Genomic DNA, 24,094 nt, shown 5'->3' with positions numbered 1-24,094 from the left:
AAATATACTGTTTTTTAAATACATTGTTCTTTAAATACATTGTTTAAGAAACACTATCTTAAACACACAGTTCTTTAAAAAATAGGGGCTCAGTTGCCAATTATTGCTTCGTGTTTTTTAAATTGTTCAATACGTTTATAACTAATACTACGGTATTTTTACTTCAAATACACTTCCGCCGAAACATCCGCCGTTAGATAGTGAAATGATACCTGCTTTATCATTGTGTGAGTGAGCGTCTGCTATCAATTTAGCAAAAAATAAACCCAATCCAGTGCGGCCCTGACTCAGTTCAAAGTTGCTCAAGGTTGAATGACTTTTAGAGAGCATTTCTTCTGGGTAGCCATTCCCGTCGTCTTCAATTTTTATCGACAAATAATCATCGTCAATGCGCGCCTGTATGGCAATACGAGATGTGCCGTAGCGCAGTGCATTGACAATGACATCGTTGATTAAAAGATAAATAAGCTCGCTGTCTAAATACCAACTTATATCCTCATTAACATTCACACTAAGTTCGATGTTTTTTTGTTCTATGTAAAACGCATTTGACCCTACAACATCGTCAATCAAATCCGCAATAAAGCACTCATCAGCACTGATGGGAATACTTTCTAATTCCGACCGATACAGTGACAGTATTTGAACCAAATTCGTGTTTAGACGAGAAGCTTCGTAATGCACATTGGCGACTTGCTCTCTAGCTCCGCTATTGTCTTTGGGCAACGCGTCCCTTAGCCCTTCTATTGATTGAATGAGTAGAAACAAGGAATTTTTCATGTCGTGCACTGCGGCAGCTAACACTGAGGAAAAGTCAATTTTCGAGGATATTTGTTTGTTCGATGTCATTGTTTCTCAGTCAGTAAGGCGGCGACAACCTATGCATAATGTAGAATAAAACTAAGCAAAATGAACCCATGTTTCTGAATTTTATTCATTTTAATCACTATTTGAACTGTATTATGGCTATTTAGTAATATCAACCTTTAAAAAATTGTAGTTTTGGTTATAAGTATAGGAGTATAGTGTATATAAAGAGCAATGAAGCGGTATAACCAATGAAACTACAGCAACTTCGATACATAGTAGAAGTCGTCAACAATAACCTCAACGTATCTGCAACTGCAGAGAGTTTGTACACCTCTCAGCCCGGCATAAGCAAGCAGGTTCGTATGTTGGAAGATGAGCTTGGCGTTCAAATTTTTGGTCGCAGTGGAAAGCATCTTACTCACATAACGGATGCCGGCGGCGATGTTATTAATATTGCTCGGGAAATACTAGCCAAAGTGGAAAGTATAAAAGCGGTTGCTAGAGAGCACACGTTGCCCGACCAGGGTAAACTCAACATAGCCACCACCCATACTCAAGCGCGCTATGCATTGCCCGATGTTATTCAAGGCTTCATGACAAAATACCCAAAGGTGTCATTGCATATGCACCAAGGTACGCCTTCGCAAATAAGTGATTTAGCAGCAAAAGGAGAGGCGGATTTTGCAATAGCAACTGAAGCACTTCATCTGTACAACGACCTTGTTATGCTGCCTTGCTATCACTGGAATAGAAGTGTCATTGTAAACAAAGACCATCCGCTATCGAAAAAAGGCTCGATCGATATTAGCGATATTGCGAAATATCCGCTTGTCACTTACGTTTTCGGCTTTACTGGGCGTTCTGAACTAGACCACGCGTTTGAACGGGCAGGCCTTACCCCTAAAATTGTGTTTACCGCCACCGATGCCGATGTCATTAAAACCTATGTGCGCCTTGGTGTTGGTATTGGCGTGATTGCTTCCATGGCGGTTAATGAAGAGTTAGATTCTGACCTAGTGAAAATTGATGCCAGTCATTTATTCGACTACAGCACCACGAAAATCGGCTTTAGAAAAGGCTCATTCCTACGCAGTTACATGTACGACTTTATTGAGCGCTTTGCTCCCCATCTAACTAAAGATAAAGTCGAAAAAGCCATGATGCTTAAAAATAATGATGAAGTTGAGAAGATGTTCAAGGGCGTTACACTGCCCGTTAAATAAAAAGCTCAACAATAAAGCGATGCCTGTCAGCGAGTTTAGGCATAGCCGTAAGAAAGGGGCACACTGGCCCCTTTTGTCGATATCACAAATTTATGCAGCGCTAACACTCAATAATGTTGACCGCTAAGCCACCGCGTGCGGTTTCTTTGTACTTTGTTTTCATATCGTTTCCAGTATCGCGCATGGTTTTAATTACCTTGTCTAAAGATACTTTGTGCTCGCCGGTACCGCGAAGAGCGAGTCTTGAGGCGTTTATCGCTTTTATCGCGCCCATCGCATTACGCTCAATACAGGGAACTTGAACTAAACCGCCAACGGGGTCGCAGGTAAGTCCTAAGTTGTGCTCCATCCCGATTTCCGCTGCGTTTTCTACCGATGAGGCGGTTCCGCCCATAATTTCTGCAAGTGCGCCGGCTGCCATTGAACACGCCACACCCACTTCACCCTGACAGCCCACTTCAGCGCCAGAGATGGATGCGTTCTCTTTATAAAGTATGCCTATTGCGCCAGCGGTGAGTAGAAACCGACTGGCTACTTCTTCATCTACAGGTCGAATAAATTTATCAACGTATTGTAAAACTGCCGGAATGATACCTGCCGCACCATTGGTCGGTGCTGTTACTACACGACCTCCCGCAGCATTTTCTTCGTTAACGGCCAATGCAAACAGATTTACCCAGTCCATGGTTTGCATAGGGTCGGTGGTGTGTTCGGTTTGTAGACGACGATAGAGCCCTGGAGCACGACGCACCACCTTCAACCCACCAGGTAAAATGCCTTCGCTTTCTATCCCACGCTGAATACACGCTTTCATGACCAGCCAAATGTCATACAGCGCTTGCTTTACTTCATGTTTAGGCCTGAATGTTGACTCATTGTTGAGCATTAACGAACTGATGCTCAAACCATTGTTTTTACACAGTAGTAACAGCTCTTCTGCGCTCTTAAAGGGAAGGGGCACTTCAGCCTGTAGCGATGCGGCGTGAGCTTTCGTTTCATCAAAATCTTCATCTTTAATAATGAAGCCACCGCCAATGCTGTAATAGGTTTGCTGAGCGATAACCGTCGCGCCGTTCATGGCGAAAAACGTTAATGCATTTGCGTGTTTAGGCAACGTCTTTCTGCGGTGAAAAACAATGGCGTTCTTGTTAGGGAACGCTATTTCTTTTTCACCGTTTAAACACAGTGTTTCTGATAAGCGCACATGCTCAAGCATGGCGTCAATTTTGTCCACGTCTACAAATTCAGGGGTGTGTCCTAAAAGACCGAGGATAACGGCTTTACCCGTTCCATGACCTATACCGGTTTGGCCCAATGAACCAAAAAGCTCAACCTTTATTGTATCTACGCTTGATAAAAGCGACTCAGATTTCGTCTGGGACTTCGCTAAAAAAGCAGCAAATTCCGCACCTGCTTTCATTGGGCCAACAGTATGTGAGCTCGAAGGGCCAATACCAACGCTGAACATGTCAAATACACTTATCATAAACTTCTAAATGTTATTTAGGAATGACGACGATCATGCATTCAGCAAACATTAACTACAATACAGAAATGCTAATAATGTGATTAGTTTTGCTAATAGACTGTAAAGATAAATTGATAGGCACTACGGCTAGCCCGCGCTCAAGGTGCCGGAGCCTTTGTGAATGAAAACTCAAATGTAACTATTTTTCAGTTGCTTACGGATGAATATGGTGTGAAAGATTTCGTAGGATAGCTGCGGTAGCTCCCCAAATCATTCGCTCTTGCCATGGAATGAAATAAATAGGAAATGACCGTTTATTAAGATGGGTCTTATGAATTAAGTGATTTTTTCGGTTTAAAACGTGCGCTAGCGGTACTTCAAAAGCGCTTTCAACTTCATTAGGGTCAAGAGTGAGTTCAAAGCTTGGATTAACAAACCCGACTACGGGTGCAATTTCATAACCACTGACGGTGCGATAACGTGGAAGTACACCAACAATATCGACATGGCTTGGCGGCAATCCAATTTCTTCATCGGCCTCTCGCATTGCGGCATCATAAAGTGTGTTATCAGACTCTTCAACTGCACCGCCGGGAAAGCTAATTTGCCCTGGATGATGGCGTAAATGATGTGCTCGTTCTGTGAGAAGTACGTTAAGCGACGTGCCGTAGTCTATCAAGGGAATAAGAACCGCTGCGGGCCGACCCGTTTTAGTAAGCGGAAAATCAGGCTCTAAACGCGGCAGTCGCAAATGATGAAACTGATTCAAAAACTCGGTTTTTGTCATTCATTGCCCTCGTTAAAAGCACCTAACACAGGAATTATTTTCGATACTTTATCTAATGTTTCCTGGTATTCGTCCGTCGCCTGTGAGTCCAAAACAATACCACCGCCCGCCCAGCAGTGCAGTTTATTATTTTCTGCTAGTACTGTGCGTATACAGATACTTGAGTCCATATCCTCACGATACCCCATGTAAAATATGCTACCACAATAAATATTGCGCCTATGCGGTTCTAACTCATCGATAATTTCCATCGCCCTTATCTTGGGCGCGCCAGTTATTGAGCCCCCAGGAAATGCTGATGCCAAAAGGTCTAGTGGTGTTGATTCGCTCGCTAACTTTCCTGTGACAGTACTTACTAAGTGGTGCACCGCTTCATAGCTTTCAAGTGCAAACAGGGCAGGAACATTCACCGTTCCGGGGGTACAGTGTTTTGAAATGTCATTGCGAAGCAAATCTACAATCATCAAATTTTCAGAGCGATCTTTTTCTGCACTAAGTAACGAGTTTGCACTTTCTTCATCGCGCTGTCTATCCGCAAAGCGGGGACGGGTGCCCTTAATAGGCTTGGATTCTACAATGCCATTCTTTACACTCAGAAAGCGTTCAGGCGATATGCTCGCTATGGTTCCTTCGGGTAAATGAAAATACGCTGAAAATGGTGCTTGGTTGGTATCGCTTAATCGACAGTATGCTGTCCAAAAATCGCCACGATATTGGGCTGTGAAACGCTGAGCCATGTTCACTTGATAACAGTCACCTGCAGTAAGGTACTCGTGGATTGTTGAAAGTCGCTGACAATATTCCTCTTTAGTGAGGTTCGACGCAAAAGGCGTGGTTATTGAAAAATCGTTGTTATTTTTAAACTTATCAGGCTGAGAAAAGTCAGGCTGAGTACTGCCATCTGCTGAGCAATAATAGAAAACCCCTGTTTCCGTATCTTCAATAATCGACTGTAAGTAGAGGCCTGCAGCAAAATCAGGCGTATTGTAGTCATCTAAAGCTTTAGCGGGTAGGGTTTCGTAAAACCTGCCTGTATCATAGCCTGCCATTCCAGCAATTCCTATGAGAAAAGGCAAATGAGCAAATTGGCTGTCAACCGTATCGGCAAGATGTGCAACCTGTTTGTGAAGATATTTCTCAGTTGCTTCGAAAGGCCCTTCAATGACTGTACGTGAGGTATTACTGATGGTATCAATAAATTCGGTTTGTCCTTTTGCGGCTCTAATCATCAAAGGCGGGTTCCACGCCATGATGTTAAAACGGCCATCACTGTGCTTTGAGCCCGCAGTGTCAAGCAAAATAGACCATTCACAGTTAGCCACCTGACTAAACAGGTTTAAAAATGTGGTCGAGGCAGCCGTGTTATCGACACTCAAAAATTGTGAAATTTGTTGCTGTGTGAAAGCGGTAACGGAAACGTTGGTGATATCTGCAATAAAAGACATAAATATTGTTTGCGCTTTATTCTTATATACTAGGCATATTCGCTGCACTCAAATGGGTATATTCGTTGTAATGAATGCGTAAACTACGCTTCCAAGAATGATTAAAATCCCACGGCACACGCTTTTGCATGGTGCGATGATAATAGATGCGCTAGTATACGCTTTTTTAGCTAGCTAAGACCACGAAAGCCAAATAAAAAGAGGATGTCATGACCGTTATCCGTCAACAAGACTTCATTGATAGTATTGAAGATTCCCTGCAGTTCATTTCTTACTACCATCCACTAGACTATGTAAAAGCAGTCGAGGAAGCCTATAACAAAGAGCAAAGCCAAGCGGCCAAAGACGCCATGGCTCAGATTCTTATTAATTCTCGTATGTCGGCAGAGGGCAAACGTCCCTTGTGCCAAGACACTGGAATAGTCACCTGTTTTGTGAAAGTAGGAATGGGCGTGTCGTGGGATAAGACCGAAATGACAGTGCAGCAAATGGTAGATGAAGGAACGCGTCGTGCCTATCTCAACCCAGATAACCCCCTTAGAGCCTCTATTGTGTCAGACCCAGCAGGGGCAAGACAAAATACAAAAGACAACACACCAGCAGTTGTCCATATCGACATGGTGCCGGGTAATAAAATTGAAGTGATGATCGCAGCTAAAGGCGGTGGTTCTGAAAATAAATCAAAAATGGTTATGCTTAACCCTAGTGATGACATTGCTGATTGGGTGGTAAAAACATTGCCAACTATGGGTGCAGGTTGGTGTCCGCCAGGTATGCTTGGCATAGGTATCGGCGGTACTGCTGAAAAAGCAGCAGTATTAGCTAAAGAGAGTTTGATGGACCCTGTGGACATTCAGGAACTGATTGAACGCGGCCCACAAAATACCGATGAAAAATTGCGTCTCGAGATTTTTGAACGGGTGAATAAGCTAGGTATTGGCGCTCAGGGACTTGGCGGTCTGACTACCGTTGTTGATGTTAAGATTAAATCACTGCCTACTCACGCTGCATCTAAACCGGTAGCGATGATCCCTAATTGCGCGGCCACACGCCATGCACATTTCTACCTCGATGGTTCGGGTCCTGCAGATTTCACACCACCGCGTTTGGAGGATTGGCCAGAAGTAACCTGGGAAGTCGGTGAAAATACTCGCCGGGTTAATTTAAACGATGTCACTAAAGAAGACATTCAAGACTGGAAAGTAGGCGAGACCGTATTACTTTCTGGAAAAATGTTAACCGGTCGAGATGCTGCGCATAAGCGCATTCAAACTATGATGGATAATGGTGAAGGGTTACCAGAAGGCGTTGACCTGACTAATCGATTCATCTACTACGTTGGACCAGTTGATGCGGTTGGCGATGAAGTGGTTGGCCCAGCAGGCCCAACAACCGCAACACGTATGGATAAATTTACCGATATGATGCTTGAAAAAACAGGCCTTATCGGCATGATTGGTAAAGCCGAACGCGGTCCTGCCACGGTAGACTCAATTGCTAAACACAAGGCCGTATATTTAATGGCTGTGGGCGGTGCCGCTTACTTAGTGTCTAAAGCCATCAAGAAGTCTCGGGTTGTAGCCTTTGAAGAGCTTGGCATGGAAGCTATTTATGAGTTTGACGTTGAAGATATGCCAGTAACGGTAGCGGTTGATAGCACTGGTGCTAATGCCCACAAAACTGGACCTGCTATATGGAAGGCAAAAATCGAAGATTTAGATTCGTCACTGAGTAAATAAACGTTATTTTAGACGATGCCGAACACGCATGATGAGCGTTGGGTAGTCACTAGAAAAAAACAGGTGCCAATGGCGCCTGTTTTTGTTTATAGTGCTGTACAAAATAACAGTACAAAAGCGCACTATGTTTATCCAATACTTATCCTCACACTCCCTTGTATTATTCATCATTGCTGTCATCACCTTACTTCTTCTTGTCGGCTTTGTTGCTCGCTCTTTTCATTTAAACGCTCAATTACGGAGCAAAGAAAGCAGTTATGACGAGCTATCCAGTGAACTTACGTCTCTACGACAACATTTTGCAGTGGTTAGCGCAAAATCTGAACGAGTAGAGCAGCTCGAAAATACGAATCAATCCCTTGTGCAGTCGCTACATGAAGAGCGTATTGCGCTAGCTAGAGTGAAAGCGCAAAACGAGGCTCAGCAGGCTCGAATAGATGCGCTTCATGAAAACCACGAAGAAAAATTGGCGAACATGGCTGCCTCTGAACAACGACTTCAAACCCAGTTTGAAAATCTAGCCAATAGAATTTTTGAGGAGAAGCAGCAGCGTTATACAACGCAAACCAAACAAAATATTGAGGCAGTGCTCGCGCCGTTTAAGAACGAACTTGAAGGCTTCAAGCGTCAAATATCAGAGCAGCATATAAGAGAAGGACAAGAGCGAGCGTCTCTTAAAACAGAGATACTAAGCCTTAAAGAGCTTAATCAAAAAATAACAGAAGAAGCATCTGCGCTGACCAGCGCGCTCAAAGGAGATAATAAGAAACAAGGTAATTGGGGCGAAGTGGTTCTAGAGCGCATACTAAAAGAGTCGGGCCTTAGAGAAGGGCATGAATTTGAGACCCAAGTATCTGCTAAATCTGATAGCGGCAGGCGTTTGCAACCGGATGTTGTTGTCCATTTACCTAACGATAAAGATGTCATTATAGATTCAAAAGTCAGTCTTGCGGCCTATGAGCGTTTTTACAACTGTGAGGATGAATCGCAAAAAGCGCTGTATTTAAGCCAGCATGTAACTTCTATCAAAGGACACATTAAGGGGTTAGGGGCAAAAGACTATCAAAATCTGAAAGGATTAAGAACCCTTGACTATGTGCTGCTATTTATCCCTATTGAGCCCGCATTTTTATTGGCGGTAGAAGAAGAACCAGAGCTAGTCACACTGGCGCTAAATCACAATATCATGTTGGTCAGTCCCACTAATTTACTTGTTGCCCTGCGTACAATTAACAATATTTGGCAGTACGAATATCAAAATCAAAACGCGCAAAAAATAGCAGAGCAGGCCGGAAAGCTTTATGACAAATTTGTAGGCTTTATTAACGATATGGAAAAAGTAGGCAAGTCGTTAGAAAATGCCCAAGGTAGTTTTGAGCAGGCTATGAACAAGTTAACCCGTGGTAGAGGAAACATTGTTCGCCAAATAGAAAACTTTAGAGAGTTGGGAGTGCAACCTAGTAAGCGATTAGATGTGAACCAGCATGGTTTATCTAGCGACGATAAACAGGATTAAGCTTGCGCTGATAAGAGCATAAATTTAAACATTTACTCAAACAAAAACGTCTACTTACTCTTGTGTTTGCAGAGTTTAAACCAATAAAAAAGCCCCTTAGATAAGGGGCTTTGTAATTTCAGCTACTTAAGACTTTTTAAAGCGTCTACGTAGGTAAATTGCTGGTAGAAGTAACACACTTAACCAACCTGTAGAACCACCGCCTGTTGAGCGAGGTTCTGGCGCTGGCGGTGGTGGAGCAGGCTGCTCACTCACTTCGTCAGCAAGGTTGTTAACCGTTACTGTCACTTCCGCTGGCTCAGAAATGTTTCCAGATGTATCGATGGCTACAACTTCCATTGTTACACTTTCAAATCCGGCATCAAAATCTAGTAATGAACCGTCTGCAACCGTAATAGTACCATCACGTGAAACAGAGAGTGCAATTGAGCTAGAAGACTGAACGAAGAACTCTGACACTGGGCTTGTTATGCCGTCAACGTCGGTTGCCTCGATAGTGCCAACTACCGTACCAGTTTCAGTGTTTTCATCAACGTCGAAAGACTGTGCTTCAATCGTTGGCGCATTTCCACCGTCTACAGGAATAGTTGTTGCAACAGCACCGTCAGCACCTAGGAAAGTAAAGCCACCAGCCCCTACACCACTAAGGAACGCTGTCTCACCTGGTTTTAACGTTTCTACCGCTTCACCGCTAGCGTCAACTACTGACGGTGTGCCTAGAAGTGGGAATGAGTAATTAGCAACTACCAAGTCTTCGTCATACGCTGCCGATGGGAAAAAGTCGAACGCACTGTTTTCAGCACGGAACGCAACAGTTGCATCCGCATTACCAAGGTCCGCAATTGTCAACCCTAGTGCATCTGCACAACTCAGCATAGTAAGAACATTTGAACCTGGCTCGTGAAGAGTACCAAGCAATTGACCTGATAGCGCGTTAAATGGGCGTGTAAAAGTGACAACTGCAGTAGAGTCTCTACCGAATGCCGACTCGTTTAGCGTCTGTGCTGTAAAGTCAAAAACGCCATCGCTATCAATATCAACATCCATGAAGAAGCCGGAAGAATGAAGCGATGTAATCGGATCGCGCATAGTAATATTAGTAAGCACAACCGCTTCAGCTTCACACATTTCAGGAGACACGGACGCGTACTCAAGAGACGTACTAACAATGTCAAACTGCTTATCAGCATCTACACCGCTGTCAATCATCGTAGCGACAAGCGCTGGATCAAAATCGACAGAGCCTGTGTTTGTTACCGTACGTAAAACGCCGTCATCTGTTAACTCTGTGCCTAATTCTACCGAGCCGTATGCTTTTGGCAGTACGTGGTAAACAAGGTGCATTGTTTCTTCAGACTCGTCAGTAAACATAAGTGCACCGTCGAATTCGACCGAAGTAAGGTCTGCTGTTCCATCTGGACCACCGACCACTGCACTATCTAACGTCCACTCAGGTAGTTTAGCTGGATCGATAGTTGCGACAACATCAAACGTTACTGTTTGGCCCGCAGGTACAGTAACTGTACTTGGGTATTCCATTGTAAGCGCACCAGTTTCTGCATCATCAGCAAAACGGGCCTCATCTGACAATGTATAGGTTTTTGATTCGCCAGAGAAGTTTTTAACCGTGACTGTTTTGGTAATTGACGCTGTTTCGTTTAGACCAAGGAGGCCAAACGCAAGAGCAGCTTGATTAGTTGAAGAGTCCCAGGCTGCGGTAGCAGACATCGATGCTTTTTCTACGTCCACAAGACCGGCACCAATATAACTAATTGGAGCAAGTTCAGCTTCTGGATTCGTTGAGCGAGGCTCTAACGTAACGTCAAGGTTAGCGTTGTTCATTAATGTCGCTTTAAGCTCAAACGCATTACGGTTAGGGAATACTTCCGCTAACATTGCCATGGCACCGGCCGTAATTGGGCTTGAGAATGATGTACCGCTTATCGGAGCCGTACCGTCACCCGTACCAACAGCTGCTGTATCAATCGCTGTACCTGGTGCAGTAATTTCAGGCTTTAACAAGCCATCTACAGATGGACCGCGAGAGGTAAAGGTTGCAATCGCTCCTGGCTTGGCCACCAATACAGAATCGAACGCAAACGTTGCAGTGCCTGCCGTAATCGCTTCTTTAAGAGTGTCACCATCTTCTTTCGAGATCATCACTGAGTTAATACCGATTGGCTCAGCTGGCGTCCCGCCCATTGTGAACGCGCCGTCGCCTTCAACATTGTTAGCCACAATAACAAACGCTGCTCCCGCAGCTTCAGCATTAATTACTTTTGTCGTAAAGGAACAGCCGCCGCGGTCAATCAGTACCACTTGGCCTGTCAAATCTGCCGAATACTCAGCACATCCCGTTGCATTTGTTTCTGGTTCTGCATAAACGATAGGCGTAGTGCTGTCGATTGAAAACTCTGGCTCCGGGTTAAACGCTGCAGCTAAAGCAACAATAGCCGTTTCGCCAAATGATGCTGTTACATTTGGTGTTTCAGCAGTGGGGTGGGTCATCGCGCCAACAGAAAGTGCGTTAGTTGTTGTACTAGGACCACCGACAATAAAGGGAGTAGGGCCGTCATTGCCTGCAGAAATAGCAACTACAACACCTAACTCAACCGCCTTATCAATAAGCTCTGCAACCGCACCACCACGATTTGTTCCATAATCACCGCCAAGAGACATATTGATAACGTCCACACGGTCTGAAATATCGCCATCGCCATTCGGGTCCATTGACGCCTCAAGGGCAGCAAGTTGATCGGCGCCTGGACAGCTTTGATCGCACACTGTGTAAGCATAAATTTGCGCGTCAGGGGCAACACCGAGGACGGAGTGAGTTACATGAGTCCCGTGGTTGTTGTTATCCATTGGGTCAGGGTCGCCGTTAAAGAAGTCGAAACCGCCAATGACGTTTCCGATAGGCCATGCTGGCGTATCAGCCAAATCGGCAGACGCTGCTTCAAACGCTTCTATTGTGCCTGGCCCACCTACAGCGGCATGCGTATAATCTAGACCCGAATCGAGAATGGCAACACGAACACCTTGACCGCTTGCAACATTACCAGTTACCAAGCTTGTTGCGTTGATGTATTCAGCACTCTCGGCAATGTGAAGCTCTGAATTCACAACAGGTAGTACGCTTTCTACGCCACTGAGCGTTTTGATTTTTGCGATGTCTTGTGATGTACCGTCAATTACCAAACCTGCAACTAATTTGGTCGTTCTTAACTTAAATGATACATCTAAACCTAACGACTCAATTTGTGACTGTAGTAAATCAAGTCCAGCGTTAGCGTCGTAAACCGCATCAGATGGGTTTGATACACTTAACAAGCCACTTTTATTTGCCAGAGCAACATCCGCTACTGAAGTCGCAGTTGTGCTCTTTGCTTTAACTAACCAAGTTGTGCCCGTCTTTGAAACTGCTGACTGGTCAACGGTTACATTTTTTTCGAACCTTTTAGCTAGCGCGTCTAGGTCTAATCTGTCATTAGCCGCAGCAGTTGTGGCAGACAAAGCCATCAACACTGCAGCGCTTAAAGTTGTTTTTTTCATAATTAATCTCTTGTGGTTTTATTCCCCGATGCCTCGATGATTGTGCTTTTATTGTTTTTTAGCTGACAGTTCGTCACTGCCTTTATCACCGAACCATTACAATTATTAGCACACTTGTCACATGAATGTCATGAGTGTTTCAAAATTAAATACATTACATATTTTGTTACATTTACAGCGGGCATGATTTTGGAATAAAACAAAAAGATTTTGCGAAGTTTTCGCTGTGAGATACGCAAATCTCGTAACTAAATTACACATTTAGGCTTCGACAAATGTTTCTTTTCCGACACCGAGCTGTTCATTAAATAGAATTATATTTCTCATTAATGTCACAATTTTTACAACGAATTTACCTTTGTAGGATATATATCCTATCTTGAGCAGGTTTAGTAGTTCATGCTCTTCATCTTGCAAACAAATTCATTTCTAATGAGGGATACACTTCCTCATTGTTTCTACTACCATCTTTTACAACGATAGGTATTGCTATTAGCCCTCAAATATAAGAGGAAAAATTGTGAAAGATAGAAATCATCTCGCAGATGTAAAAACCGTATCCAACGTACAAATAATAAAAAATGGTGTGGTCGACATCCCAATGCTTCAGATTTTGTCTGCTGAAGGAAGTGTCATTGATGGCGCAGTGGAACCCACACTGACAAAAGAAGAATCACTTAAAATTTATAACACGATGGAATATATTCGTGTCTTAGACGAGAGAATGGTGGGTGCGCAGCGCCAAGGTCGTATTAGTTTTTATCTTGCCAGCACCGGCGAGGAAGCTGCGTCGGTAGCAAGTGCGGCAGCGCTGTCGCCAGACGATATGATCATGTCGCAGTACAGAGAGCAGGGCGCATTAGCCTATCGTGGTTACACGACAAATCAATTCATGAACCAAATGTTCAGCAATAAAGACGACCCAAACAAAGGCCGTCAAATGCCCATCCATTATGGTGACAAAGCGCTGAACTTCATGACTATCTCATCACCCCTTGGTACCCAGATTCCTCAGGCATCGGGTTATGCTTACGGCCAAAAGATGTCTGGAAAAGACGTTGTTACCATCTGCTATTTTGGTGAAGGTGCTGCATCTGAGGGTGATTTCCATGCAGGTTTGAATATGGCTGCGGTATTAAACTGTCCAGTTATATTTTTCTGCCGGAATAATGGATACGCCATATCGACGCCAGCTGAAGAGCAATTTGCAGGTGACGGAATAGCGTCTCGTGGTCTTGGTTACGGTATTAAAACTATTCGCGTTGATGGTAACGATCCGCTGGCAGTTTACGCTGCAACGAAAGAAGCCAGAGCCCTTGCTATTGCAGAGAAATGTCCAGTACTTATTGAAGCTATGACATATCGCCTTGCTGCACACTCTACGTCTGACGACCCAACGGGTTATCGCTCAAGAGACGAAGAAGATAAATGGCGCGCCAAAGACCCAATTACCCGAATGGCCAATTGGCTTGAAGGAAAGGGATGGTTTGATGAGAAAGAAAATGATAAGCGCGTGGAAAAAGCCAGACAAGACGTGCTTGCAGCCATGAAGGCGTGTGAAAAAACAGATGTATGTGATATCGACGACATCATCGAAGATGTATACGACACCCCACCTTGGCATCTGAAGGAACAGTTAGCCTCACTAAAGGCACATATAAAGAAATACCCTCAGAGATACCCTAAAACAGCGGGGAGAGTGAAGTAATGGCTAAAATGAATTTATTACAAGCAATCAATAACGCCCTCATTACTGCCATGACCGAAGATGAAAAAGTAATGGTATTTGGTGAAGATGTTGGCCACTTTGGCGGTGTTTTTCGCGCAACAAGCCACTTACAAGAAAAGTTCGGTAAAGGTAGATGCTTTAACACGCCATTAACCGAGCAAGGGATTATTGGGTTTGCGAATGGATTAGCGTCACAGGGCTCAGTACCGGTGGCAGAAATTCAATTCGGCGATTATATTTTTCCCGCATTCGATCAAATTGTAAATGAAACCGCGAAGTGGCGATACCGCTCAGGTAGCCAGTTTGATGTTGGTTCGTTGACCATTCGCACTCCTTACGGTGGCGGCATTGCAGGCGGGCTGTATCATAGTCAATCTCCGGAAGCGTTTTTTGCCCACTGTCCTGGCCTTAAAATTGTGGTACCCAGAGACCCTTACCATGCAAAAGGATTACTGCTTGCCTCTATTAGAGATAAAAACCCGGTTCTGTTTATGGAGCCTAAGCGCCTTTACAGAGCCTCTGTGGCCGATGTTCCTGAAGAAGATTATGAACTGCCTCTTGGTAAAGCCGATATTGTGCAAGAAGGTAACGACATAACGTTGCTAGGATGGGGTGCTCAAATAGAGATTTTGCAAAAAGCGGCAGATATGGCACTACAAGATGGTGTGTCATGTGAAATTGTAGACTTAAGAAGCATATTGCCATGGGATGTTGAAACCGTCATGCAGTCAGTCATGAAAACGGGACGCTTGCTGATTAACCACGAAGCACCACTTACTGGCGGTTTTGCCAGTGAAATTGCAGCAAGTATTCAAGAGCGTTGTTTTTTATATCTTGAAGCGCCCATTGCACGAGTGTGTGGCTTAGATACGCCATACCCCCTGGCTCATGAAAAAGAATATATGCCAGACGAAACTAAAACGTATGAAGCTATTAAGCGTACGCTTCATTATTAATGACGGGAGAAGTAGCAATGACAATTGAATTTATTTTACCCGACATTGGTGAAGGCATCGTTGAATGCGAATTGTTGGAGTGGTTGGTTAGCGAAGGCGAACACATTGAAGAAGACCAGCCAGTAGCAGAAGTGATGACGGATAAGGCAACGGTACAAATTCCTGCTATGCATGCTGGCGTAGTAGAAAAGTTGCATTATGCTGTTGGCGAAATAGCAAAAGTGCACGAGCCGCTATTCTCTATGAAGCCAGACGCTTCTGATGCAGAAGCATCCATTTCAGAAGTAACTGAAACAGATACGGCGGAACCAGACGCACCTCAGACTAACAGTAGCAATTCAACAACTTCAGATGTGTCATCTAATTCATCGACTATCGAAGACTTTATCCTTCCCGATATTGGTGAGGGGATCGTTGAATGTGAAATTGTTAAATGGAATGTGCAAGAAGGCGACAGCATTGAAGAAGATCAGGCCGTTGTTGAGGTGATGACCGATAAAGCTGTAGTGGAAATTCCTGCTAAAAATGCGGGTATCGTTCACAAACTTTATTATGCACAGGGCGAAATTGCTGAAGTACACAGCCCACTTTTCGCGCTTTCTGTTGAGGGCGCTGAAGTAGGAGAGCAAGCACCAGCCGACGCGAAAGCATCAGACTTTAACAGTGCAGCTATCGCCAAACCAACATCTTCGAATGCGAATGCACAAAGCAGCAGCAAAGCAGTCGAACGGGAAAACAATTCCAAGTGGAAAGACGGCGACTTTGAACCACCTGTTTCTATTCCAGGCAAAGTGCTAGCAAGTCCTGCGGTACGTCGTATCGCAAGAGAAAACGATATTGATTTGCTCAACGTATCGGGGTCGGGGAAAAAGGGGCGTATTTTAAAATCTGACGTACTTGAGTCTACATCAGCTTCTGCGTCTGCTTCTGATCGAGGCCAATCGGTGTCTGGAAAAGATACTACGTCTGCAGCAGCGTCAGCGAAAGAGACTTCAACAAGCGCAGTTCAAAGTACTGTTACAGGCACAACTCGCGTGGAAAAAGTGCGCGGTATCCAATCTGCAATGGCTAAACAAATGGCGGCCTCTGTTTATACCATTCCACACTTTACGGTAAGTGATGAGGTGGTAATGGATAACCTCATTGCACTTCGCAAAAATCTCAAGCCCGAATTTGAGAAAAGAGAGGTTAAACTTAGCTTCATGCCGTTTTTCGTCAAGGCCATGTCGCTTGCGCTTACCGAGTTTCCAGTCATCAACAGTCAGCTCAATGATGAAGGTACTGAGCTGACGTATTTCGATGACCACAATATTGGATTTGCGGTGGACTCCAAAATAGGGCTGTTAGTGCCAAATATCAAAGGGGTTCAGCACCTGTCGCTACTCGATATTGCTGTGCAAATGCAGGGTATTATTGACCAGGCAAGAGCAGGGCGAGTATCCGGTGAGCACCTTAAAGGAGGTACTATCAGTATCTCAAATATCGGTGCGATTGGTGGGATCACAGCGACTCCTGTGATTAACAAACCGGAAGCAGCCATTGTTGCCTTGGGCAAAACGCAAAAATTGCCACGATTTGATGCCGACGATAACGTGATTGCTCAGCATATTATGGCGGTTAATTGGTCAGGGGATCATCGCATAATTGATGGCGCAACCATGGTTCGTTTCAATAACCTATGGATGAGCTACCTTACTTCTCCTGAAAAAATGCTCATGCATTTGAAATAAGCATCGTTTGAAAGCGCTATCGTTAGAAATAGCTACGACAGCGTGACTAATTGAGCGCTCAGAAAGTAGCGTCTTATAAGGGTTAATTGGTATGTCAATTAGCCCTTTTTTATTGCCCTTTTTTCTACCTTTTTTAGCCCTTTTATTAGCTCCCACAGGCTTAGGAATGTACTCGGTTAACACGAGAGGTTATTATGGCGTTACAGAGTTATCAAAAATCGATGTAGAGGTTTTGTGTTAAGTTATCAACATGCATTTCACGCGGGCAATCACGCCGACGTTATTAAACACTTGTGCTGGTTAGGTGTAATAAAAGCGCTTAAGAAAAAAGACAAGCCCTTTACCCTTTATGACTCCCATGCAGGTGCCGGTTTGTATGACTTTACCGATTCGCTATCTGCGAAGAATAAAGAATACGAAACTGGCGTGTCGAGTTTAAGCAATGTGTCAGCAAGTTGTGAACTACTCAATGATTACATCACGTTATGCCAACGGTTTGTAGACAAAGATGCCTACCCTGGCTCTCCCATCATCAGCGTTGAATTAAAGCGGGATCACGACGTACTTCATGCTATGGAACTTCACCCTGGGGAGTATGCCAAGCTAGAGGCTAATTTTGCTGCCTATGCAGGGCATCATTCACATTGTCACAAGCGAGATGGTTTCGAAGGCCTAATAGCGCTTACTCCCCCAAAGCCAAACAGAGGGGCGATATTAATAGACCCACCTTACGAAAGAGCGAATGAATACGGCGATGTGGTAAGTGGTATCGAGGGCGTTTTAAAGCGATGGCAACAAGCCCAAATAGTGGTGTGGTATCCGCTACTGTCTGAGCGTGCAGGGGCAAAACACGGTGCCAGTGAACGTATGTGCGAAGCACTCAGTGCATTGGGAGCACCTTGTTTTAAAGCTGAAATGCAGGTAGCGGAAAATACCCATGATGCAGGCATGTATGGTTCAGGGGTAATGGTGATAAACCCACCATGGCAGCTTGATACCACACTGAGTGCGGCTATGAATGAGGTAACAGGTTACATTGGTGAAAACAGCACATGTAGACTTGTTTGGGTTAACGAAGATAATTAATCATGTCCCAACTCAAAGGTCTTAAGCATTTTTATATACCCGACGAGCAGTCTATTTACTTGCTGTCCCATGCAGACGCTAAAAAGTTAAAAGACTGGGTGAGTCTGTGTATGGCCGAACTTAAGAGCCTAGGTTATATCAATATTGAACTGCTAGGAAAAGGTGCCTTTGGTTTTGCCTTCTCTGGTAAATCGCCCAATGGCGAACAACGGGTATTCAAATTCTCACGAATCACACTTCCCCAACATATTCGAGAGCGGTTAGAAGAAGAAGCGTTCATGCTGTCTCATGTAAAGCATAAATATGTCCCTCGCTTTATTGAATATCAGCAAATCAAAAAGCAGTCCATTCTAGTTATGGCCCAAGCACCAGGAGAGGACCTTGAAAAAGTAAGCCTTCGATTAGGCCCCTTACCGCCGCGAGTGATTGTTAAAATTGCGGTGCAAGTTGGTCAGCTGCTGTTTCATTTTAGGCATTTCGTCGACAAGGGGCTGGAAAAACCCATCGTACACGGCGATATTAAGCCGTCAAACTTGGTATGGGACGCCGAAAACGAGTGCATTGGCCTTATCGACTGGGGCTCGTCGGTGTTCGCCCAAACTGACGCATCAGGGCAATTCATTACTAATAACGTTATGGATTTAATGTCGGGGGAACTTCATCAAACTAACGCTCGTCTTGGCGATGTGTATTTTATTGGTGAAGAGCAACTTAACGGCGCTTTATCCACTCCTCGTTTTGATGAGCAGGGACTAGCCAGTACGCTCTATGCACTGGCTTCTGGGCAATCTTGCCGTTATGGCAGTAAAGTCATTACACCTTCATCGTTAGGCCTGCCCAAAATGCTGGCTGATATACTCACCTATATGTTAGATGAAGATGCGACCAAAAGAAGGCAGGGGGGAGACTACTTTTTTAAGCACCTTCATGTGCTGAAAAACATGGTGTTTTCCGAGGATAAAGATACTGCTTACACGTCGCTTATTCCTACCTGGGTCCACCAAACGAGCCAAGATATTGAGACTGTGGTTTACAGCTCAAGAAAATCATATCTTCGTCAGCAAGCGGCGCTTGAAAGTGAAGAGTTACGGTATATTGATGACGCCCAGTTTGATCGATATTACAAAAACTACCTTCAAGGTATGGGAGATACTGAAAAAGCGTTTGTTTCTGCTATCAGTCGTTTAGGTCGCTATCCCGTGGTTGGGGGAATGGCTGTCAGATGGGAGCCAGAGGGTATCTATGTAGACTCTAGTTTGAACCTGCACGACCCAAGTTTACGCCGTGCATTTGAACAGGCCGTCAATAATGTAATTACTCTAGCGAGGGCCATTCACAAGCCAGCAGTATTTAAATGCTGTATGTTCAATGCGAAAAACACCGTACACATTGAACGTGATAATGAGCAACAAGACTTTATTCCGTCAAAGGCGCTGCACATTCCTTACGAGTTATCAAAAGTGTCATTGTCAAAAGACGACAGTAGAACCCATTCTTATTTCGAAGATGGCGATGATCCCGATGAGCTGCTTGAGCTGCCTGAAACAATTATCGACACTATCAAGGCTCTCAATGCAATTCATCATACGGGGTGCATTATTTTTGAAGCCTTACCCATGCATTTGAAAATTCATAATTACTATACGCTACTCGATCACAGTCAAGAAGATACGTTTAAAGCACTTCTTGCAAACTTAGTGGCGCAAATTCCGCTTGTAAAAGGGTTAGGTATTTCAGGGTTTATGAAGTTACCCTATAAAGATACTCGCTTTTTTGAGCATAAGGCATCATTGCCTGAAAAGTATTATCCAAGAAATCCCAAAGCATTAAATCAAGAGAAAGAACAACATGTCTGACATAAAACTATCCTCGCTATTTGAGTTAGAAACTGTAGAAGCAGGCCTTTACCGAGGACAAAGCTGGGACCTAGGATTTAGAGCGCTTTTTGGTGGTCAAGTGCTTGGTCAAGCCCTTGCAGCAGCCTATGAAACTGTTGATAAAGACCGCGTTGCCCATTCGTTTCACACCTATTTTTTATTACCTGGCGATGCGAAAAAACCGGTTGTTTATGATGTTGAAATTGTCCGTGATGGCCGCAGCTTCTCTGCGAGAAGGGTGAAAGCTATTCAAGACGGTCGAAACATTTTTTACATGACGGCATCATTTCAAGTACCTCAAGAAGGCATGCATCATCAGGCGCCCGAGATGCCTGACGTGCCGCCACCTGAAGAGGTGCAGTCAGACATCGATTTTTACCAAGAGAATTTTAGTAAAATAGCGAGGCCAATGAGAGAGGCCCTGAGCTATCACAAACCGGTAGATATACGCACTATTAATGCGGCTAACTCTTATCAACCAGTAAAGCGTGACCCAACGCGCTATATATGGATGAAGGCGAGAGATCCCCTCGCTGGGTCTTTGTCCGTTCACCAAGCTGCTGTTGCTTACGCGTCTGACTACCATTTTTTAAGTACATCACTACAACCACATGGCGTCGCGGTAACCGACAAATCTCTACGAATGGCAACCATTGATCATGCAATGTGGTTTCACCGTCCTGTTAACTTAAATGAATGGTTACTTTATGCCATGGACAGCCCTTTTAGTGGTGGTGCTCGTGGCTTAGTAAGAGGTCAAATTTTTACGCAGCAAGGCGAGCTTGTCGCCTCAACGTCTCAGGAAGGGTTGATGCGTCAGGTAGACGTGTAATTTTATATGGCAAAATCACATCACTATTTGCGTCTCGTCTATAAGTCAATCGACACAAAAAAAGAACAGAGCCTGATTCGAAGCCTGATTGGTTTTTAAAAGGGCTTTTAAAACGGCCATTAAAAAAGGCACTTGAAGGAGAACAACATGCACTATTCATTAGGCGAATTAACGCCAACGGTTGACGAAAGTGCGTATATCGCACCCGGCGCTCATCTCATCGGTAACGTGAACCTTCATCAGGGAAGCAGCGTGTGGTTTAACGCGGTTATTCGTGGCGATATGGATATAATTACGGTAGGCAAAGATACCAACATCCAAGATGGCAGTGTTCTGCACACTGATGCTGGTGTTCCTCTTACTCTTGGCACAGGTGTTACCGTTGGTCATAAAGTGATGCTTCATGGTTGCACCATTGGTGACTATTCGTTGGTTGGTATCAATGCGGTTGTTTTAAATGGGGCAAAAATTGGAAAATATTGCATTATTGGTGCAAACGCTTTAATCACCGAGAACATGGAGATACCAGATTATAGCTTGGTGGTCGGTTCGCCTGGAAAAGTGGTGAAAACACTTGATGAAAGCGTATCGTCAAAGCTAGAAGCTTCCGCAGCGCACTATCGAGGCAATGCGCAACACTATTTGAAGCACCTAACTGCTTTGTGATGCAGCTTAGTTCCCGCTGTTTAATTTTATCTCGATAAAAGACATGGTCTATAAAAATTTAGGTCTACACTAACGAAAACGCATAAAGAATTAAATCAATAAACAATTAGCCCCAATAAAAAACGCCCAGAACAATCGTTCTGGGCCTAGGGGAATGGCCCATTGCTGAGCCGTGCGCTAACTTTGACAGGGAGAGATAATGCGTATATCAACGTTGAATATTAAGTATAGGATAGCTTTGTGCATTTTATAAACAAATTAACGGTTAATTTTTTGTGACACCGTTATTTTAAAAATTTATATAACCGCTACAATGCGTTACACTCCAACATCTCTGGTTCGACCATTAAATTATTCCTTGTTTTGCACACCACCCAACCAAACTATCAGTGCGTAATGTATAGAAATCCCGCTGTGTATTGTCAAAATCTTCCTCCATTAAGCCTGAAACACCGCCATATTTTGAAAATGTTTAACTAAAACCCCATTCATAAAATTTATGTTGAGTACAGATGGTTGTACCCCATGACGAACCTTGTAGTATGTGCCAATGAATTAAAACTCCTGAATGTAAGAGGGGCTAATATGAAAGCATCTACAACGCCATTTACAAAATCATTATCAACATTTATTCCACCAGAGCGCACTTTAATGGGACCGGGCCCCTCTGATGTAAGCCCTCGTATTCTTAACGCCATGGCGCGTCCTACACTAGGGCATCTCGACCCTTTGTTCATTGAGTTAATGGATGAAACCAAAAACTTGCTGCAATACGCGTTTAAAACTGAAAATGCGCTAACAATGCCAATTTCTGCCCCTGGCTCTGCCGGTATGGAAGCCTGCTTTGTGAATCTTGTCGAACCTGGAGATAAAGTCATTGTTTGCGTTAACGGTGTTTTCGGTTTGCGCATGGTTGAAAATGTAGAACGCTGCGGCGGCACTGCCATTACTATCCACAACACGTGGGGAGAGCAGACCGACCTTAATGCAGTGGAAGATGCGTTGAACGCCAATCCCGATGTAAAAGTAGTGGCATTTGTGCATGCAGAAACCTCAACAGGGGTGAGAAACGAAGCCAAATTGCTTTGTGAGCTTGCGCAAAAACACAATTGTTTAACTATTGTTGATGCTGTTACCTCTCTTGGCGGTATCGAACTTGATGTGGACGGCTGGGGAATAGACGCCATTTATTCTGGTTCGCAAAAATGTTTAAGCTGTGTTCCCGGTATAGCGCCAGTGTCTTTCAGTGAGAAAGCAGTTTCAGTGATTCAAAATAGAAAAACCAAAGTGCAAAGCTGGTTTCTCGATATGAATTTGATTGTAGGGTACTGGGGCAAGGGCGCTAAACGTGCGTATCACCATACTGCGCCGGTTAACAGTATGTACGCGATGTACGAATCGCTTCTCGTATTGAAAGAGGAAGGCCTTGAGAATGCTTGGGACAGACACGCAAGCGGACATGCAAAGTTAGCGCAGGGCCTTGAGGAAATAGGTCTAAAGCTAACAGTTGATAGCGACTTTAGATTACCACAGCTCAACGTTGTACAAATACCCGATGGTGTTGATGACGCCGCGGTGCGCAGTCAGTTATTAAATGAGTTTAATTTAGAAATTGGTGCTGGTTTAGGAGAGCATGCTGGAAAGGTATGGCGTATTGGTCTTATGGGATATGCCTGTAAACAGCGCAATATCGACCACTGTATCGCGTCGCTTAAGACTGTACTTAAGTCATCTACTTAAATTACAAATACTAAATTACAAATAGAGATTAACCTAAAGCTGGAGGCATAAATATGCAGCCAGCTTTTTTATTTTAAAACCAACGCCTTGTTATTTGTTCACTCAGGGTTCATATAGGATGGCATAGACTGGATGCGCTATAATTAACCTAAGTATCGATTAAAGGAACTGATATGCAAAACGTGCTTACATTTACCAAGACACTTATACTCCTTACCGTATTTACCGCGCCTTTATATACTGCACAAAGTTATGCACATACTGAGGCGAGTAAGGATGCTGCTAAGGAAAAAGAATCGCAAGCCAATGAAAGGTCATTAGGAACAATTAGTGTACAAGGAGTAGGGGCCATTGATGTTACACCTAATGCTTACTCCGTAACCTTTATCGTTGAAGAACAAGGCACCACGGTATCTAAGCTCAGTGGGCAGCTTGAAAACGATTTAACCTCTATTGTTAGTTTCTTATTAGAAGAGGGTATCGAAGAGCGTTACATTCAAAGTATGCAAGTACGTCTTTCGCCCCGATACAACAATACGCCGCAGGGTAGAGAACAAAATGGTTTTACACTGTCTAGAGAAATCGCCATTACCTCAACAGATATAGAGAATTACGACCGTGTGCTTGATGGCGTGCTCAAAAGGGGGGTTGATCGTATCCAACAATTCAATTTTGTAAACATGGGTGAGGCTTCTGTCTATCAAAAAGCGTTGGTAACAGCGGTCGCTGATGCAAAGAATAGAGCACAGTTGCTAGCAAAAGAATTAGGTGTGGAAGTGGGTGAAGTGGTTGCAATATCTGAATCTGGTGGCAATATGCCGATACCAGTCATGCGCGCCAACACGTTTTCCAAAGAAATGTCGCTGTCTTTGCCAGGGCAAGAGAGCGTGAACGCCCGTGTGAATGTGACGTTTAACATCAATCAATAACAGGGTTAC

General features: G+C 44.1%; 17 protein-coding genes. 12 read left to right on the top strand and 5 right to left on the bottom strand.

Features of this window, described 5'->3' with window-relative positions:
* Positions 1-147 precede the first annotated feature (147 nt).
* Positions 148-849 carry a sensor histidine kinase gene (locus tag V7R39_RS07640; protein ID WP_334029795.1) on the bottom strand — a complete coding sequence of 234 codons (702 nt, stop codon included), beginning with the start codon at positions 847-849 and terminating at the stop codon, positions 148-150.
* Positions 850-1,058: 209 nt separating this feature from the next.
* Here V7R39_RS07640 and cysB point away from each other — a divergent pair, with 209 nt between their 5' ends.
* A complete protein-coding gene (gene cysB, locus V7R39_RS07635; protein ID WP_334029794.1) occupies positions 1,059-2,033 on the top strand; it encodes an HTH-type transcriptional regulator CysB in 975 nt (324 codons plus the stop codon).
* Between the two features lie 100 nt (positions 2,034-2,133).
* Here the strand turns inward: cysB and V7R39_RS07630 are convergent, their stop codons facing one another.
* From V7R39_RS07630 to pabB, 3 genes are all read right to left on the bottom strand, one after another.
* Positions 2,134-3,519, bottom strand: a complete 1,386-nt coding sequence (locus tag V7R39_RS07630; RefSeq protein WP_334029792.1) for an L-serine ammonia-lyase — start codon at positions 3,517-3,519, stop codon at positions 2,134-2,136.
* A 196-nt stretch (positions 3,520-3,715) separates the two neighbouring features.
* Positions 3,716-4,288, bottom strand: coding sequence for a CoA pyrophosphatase (locus V7R39_RS07625; protein WP_334029790.1), 573 nt, complete (start codon positions 4,286-4,288; stop codon positions 3,716-3,718).
* Positions 4,285-5,733 (bottom strand): aminodeoxychorismate synthase component I, encoded by a 1,449-nt coding sequence (gene pabB / locus V7R39_RS07620; protein ID WP_334029789.1) that lies wholly within the window; start codon positions 5,731-5,733, stop codon positions 4,285-4,287. The genes V7R39_RS07625 and pabB overlap by 4 nt, the downstream gene beginning before the upstream one ends.
* Before the next feature lie 209 nt (positions 5,734-5,942).
* On the opposite strand from pabB, the gene V7R39_RS07615 reads away from it, so the two are divergent.
* Together V7R39_RS07615 and rmuC are read left to right on the top strand one after the other, a co-directional pair.
* Positions 5,943-7,472: a fumarate hydratase gene (locus V7R39_RS07615; RefSeq protein WP_334029787.1), complete on the top strand. Its 1,530-nt coding sequence runs from the start codon at positions 5,943-5,945 to the stop codon at positions 7,470-7,472.
* A 124-nt stretch (positions 7,473-7,596) separates the two neighbouring features.
* On the top strand, positions 7,597-8,988 hold the full coding sequence (gene rmuC, locus V7R39_RS07610) for a DNA recombination protein RmuC (RefSeq protein WP_334029785.1): 1,392 nt from the start codon (positions 7,597-7,599) through the stop codon (positions 8,986-8,988).
* Between the two features lie 126 nt (positions 8,989-9,114).
* Here rmuC and V7R39_RS07605 read toward each other — a convergent pair whose 3' ends face one another.
* Positions 9,115-12,540, bottom strand: a complete 3,426-nt coding sequence (locus tag V7R39_RS07605; protein ID WP_334029784.1) for a S8 family serine peptidase — start codon at positions 12,538-12,540, stop codon at positions 9,115-9,117.
* 520 nt (positions 12,541-13,060) lie between these two features.
* Between V7R39_RS07605 and V7R39_RS07600 the strand changes: the two genes are divergently transcribed.
* The 9 genes from V7R39_RS07600 to V7R39_RS07560 all read left to right on the top strand — a co-directional run bounded on the left by V7R39_RS07600 (position 13,061) and on the right by V7R39_RS07560 (position 24,085).
* Positions 13,061-14,248, top strand: coding sequence for a thiamine pyrophosphate-dependent dehydrogenase E1 component subunit alpha (locus V7R39_RS07600; RefSeq protein WP_334029783.1), 1,188 nt, complete (start codon positions 13,061-13,063; stop codon positions 14,246-14,248).
* Positions 14,248-15,225, top strand: a complete 978-nt coding sequence (locus tag V7R39_RS07595; protein WP_163106318.1) for an alpha-ketoacid dehydrogenase subunit beta — start codon at positions 14,248-14,250, stop codon at positions 15,223-15,225. Before V7R39_RS07600 ends, V7R39_RS07595 begins: the two co-directional genes overlap by 1 nt.
* Before the next feature lie 17 nt (positions 15,226-15,242).
* Complete coding sequence (locus V7R39_RS07590; protein WP_334029781.1) at positions 15,243-16,955, top strand: dihydrolipoyllysine-residue acetyltransferase; 1,713 nt, start codon at positions 15,243-15,245, stop codon at positions 16,953-16,955.
* 234 nt (positions 16,956-17,189) lie between these two features.
* Positions 17,190-18,041: a 23S rRNA (adenine(2030)-N(6))-methyltransferase RlmJ gene (locus tag V7R39_RS07585; protein WP_334029780.1), complete on the top strand. Its 852-nt coding sequence runs from the start codon at positions 17,190-17,192 to the stop codon at positions 18,039-18,041.
* Positions 18,042-18,043: 2 nt separating this feature from the next.
* A complete protein-coding gene (locus V7R39_RS07580; protein ID WP_334029779.1) occupies positions 18,044-19,897 on the top strand; it encodes a protein kinase domain-containing protein in 1,854 nt (617 codons plus the stop codon).
* The gene (locus tag V7R39_RS07575; RefSeq protein ID WP_334029777.1) at positions 19,890-20,750 is read left to right on the top strand and encodes an acyl-CoA thioesterase II; all 861 of its coding nucleotides are present in this window, start codon (positions 19,890-19,892) and stop codon (positions 20,748-20,750) included. The genes V7R39_RS07580 and V7R39_RS07575 overlap by 8 nt, the downstream gene beginning before the upstream one ends.
* A 147-nt stretch (positions 20,751-20,897) precedes the next feature.
* Entirely contained in the window at positions 20,898-21,416 is a 519-nt protein-coding gene (locus V7R39_RS07570) for a gamma carbonic anhydrase family protein (RefSeq protein WP_334029775.1), read from the top strand.
* A gap of 651 nt (positions 21,417-22,067) precedes the next feature.
* Entirely contained in the window at positions 22,068-23,156 is a 1,089-nt protein-coding gene (locus tag V7R39_RS07565; protein WP_334029865.1) for a pyridoxal-phosphate-dependent aminotransferase family protein, read from the top strand.
* A gap of 173 nt (positions 23,157-23,329) precedes the next feature.
* Positions 23,330-24,085, top strand: a complete 756-nt coding sequence (locus tag V7R39_RS07560) for an SIMPL domain-containing protein (RefSeq protein ID WP_334029774.1) — start codon at positions 23,330-23,332, stop codon at positions 24,083-24,085.
* The last annotated feature ends 9 nt before the right edge of the window (positions 24,086-24,094 follow it).

This window comes from Alteromonas sp. P256, from assembly GCF_036864455.1.
Taxonomy (GTDB): domain Bacteria; phylum Pseudomonadota; class Gammaproteobacteria; order Enterobacterales; family Alteromonadaceae; genus Alteromonas.
Note: the sequence above shows the minus strand (reverse complement) of the source record. Positions and strands in the feature narration are given on the sequence as shown.

Excerpts from the sequence above, each read along its gene's own strand:
- V7R39_RS07640 (WP_334029795.1), bottom strand. The coding sequence starts at position 849 with ATGACATCGAACAAACAAATATCCTCGAAAATTGACTTTTCCTCAGTG.
- cysB (WP_334029794.1), top strand. The coding sequence starts at position 1,059 with ATGAAACTACAGCAACTTCGATACATAGTAGAAGTCGTCAACAATAAC.
- V7R39_RS07630 (WP_334029792.1), bottom strand. The coding sequence starts at position 3,519 with ATGATAAGTGTATTTGACATGTTCAGCGTTGGTATTGGCCCTTCGAGC.
- V7R39_RS07625 (WP_334029790.1), bottom strand. The coding sequence starts at position 4,288 with ATGACAAAAACCGAGTTTTTGAATCAGTTTCATCATTTGCGACTGCCG.
- pabB (WP_334029789.1), bottom strand. The coding sequence starts at position 5,733 with ATGTCTTTTATTGCAGATATCACCAACGTTTCCGTTACCGCTTTCACA.
- V7R39_RS07615 (WP_334029787.1), top strand. The coding sequence starts at position 5,943 with ATGACCGTTATCCGTCAACAAGACTTCATTGATAGTATTGAAGATTCC.
- rmuC (WP_334029785.1), top strand. The coding sequence starts at position 7,597 with ATGTTTATCCAATACTTATCCTCACACTCCCTTGTATTATTCATCATT.
- V7R39_RS07605 (WP_334029784.1), bottom strand. The coding sequence starts at position 12,540 with ATGAAAAAAACAACTTTAAGCGCTGCAGTGTTGATGGCTTTGTCTGCC.
- V7R39_RS07595 (WP_163106318.1), top strand. The coding sequence starts at position 14,248 with ATGGCTAAAATGAATTTATTACAAGCAATCAATAACGCCCTCATTACT.
- V7R39_RS07590 (WP_334029781.1), top strand. The coding sequence starts at position 15,243 with ATGACAATTGAATTTATTTTACCCGACATTGGTGAAGGCATCGTTGAA.
- V7R39_RS07580 (WP_334029779.1), top strand. The coding sequence starts at position 18,044 with ATGTCCCAACTCAAAGGTCTTAAGCATTTTTATATACCCGACGAGCAG.
- V7R39_RS07575 (WP_334029777.1), top strand. The coding sequence starts at position 19,890 with ATGTCTGACATAAAACTATCCTCGCTATTTGAGTTAGAAACTGTAGAA.
- V7R39_RS07570 (WP_334029775.1), top strand. The coding sequence starts at position 20,898 with ATGCACTATTCATTAGGCGAATTAACGCCAACGGTTGACGAAAGTGCG.
- V7R39_RS07565 (WP_334029865.1), top strand. The coding sequence starts at position 22,068 with ATGGGACCGGGCCCCTCTGATGTAAGCCCTCGTATTCTTAACGCCATG.
- V7R39_RS07560 (WP_334029774.1), top strand. The coding sequence starts at position 23,330 with ATGCAAAACGTGCTTACATTTACCAAGACACTTATACTCCTTACCGTA.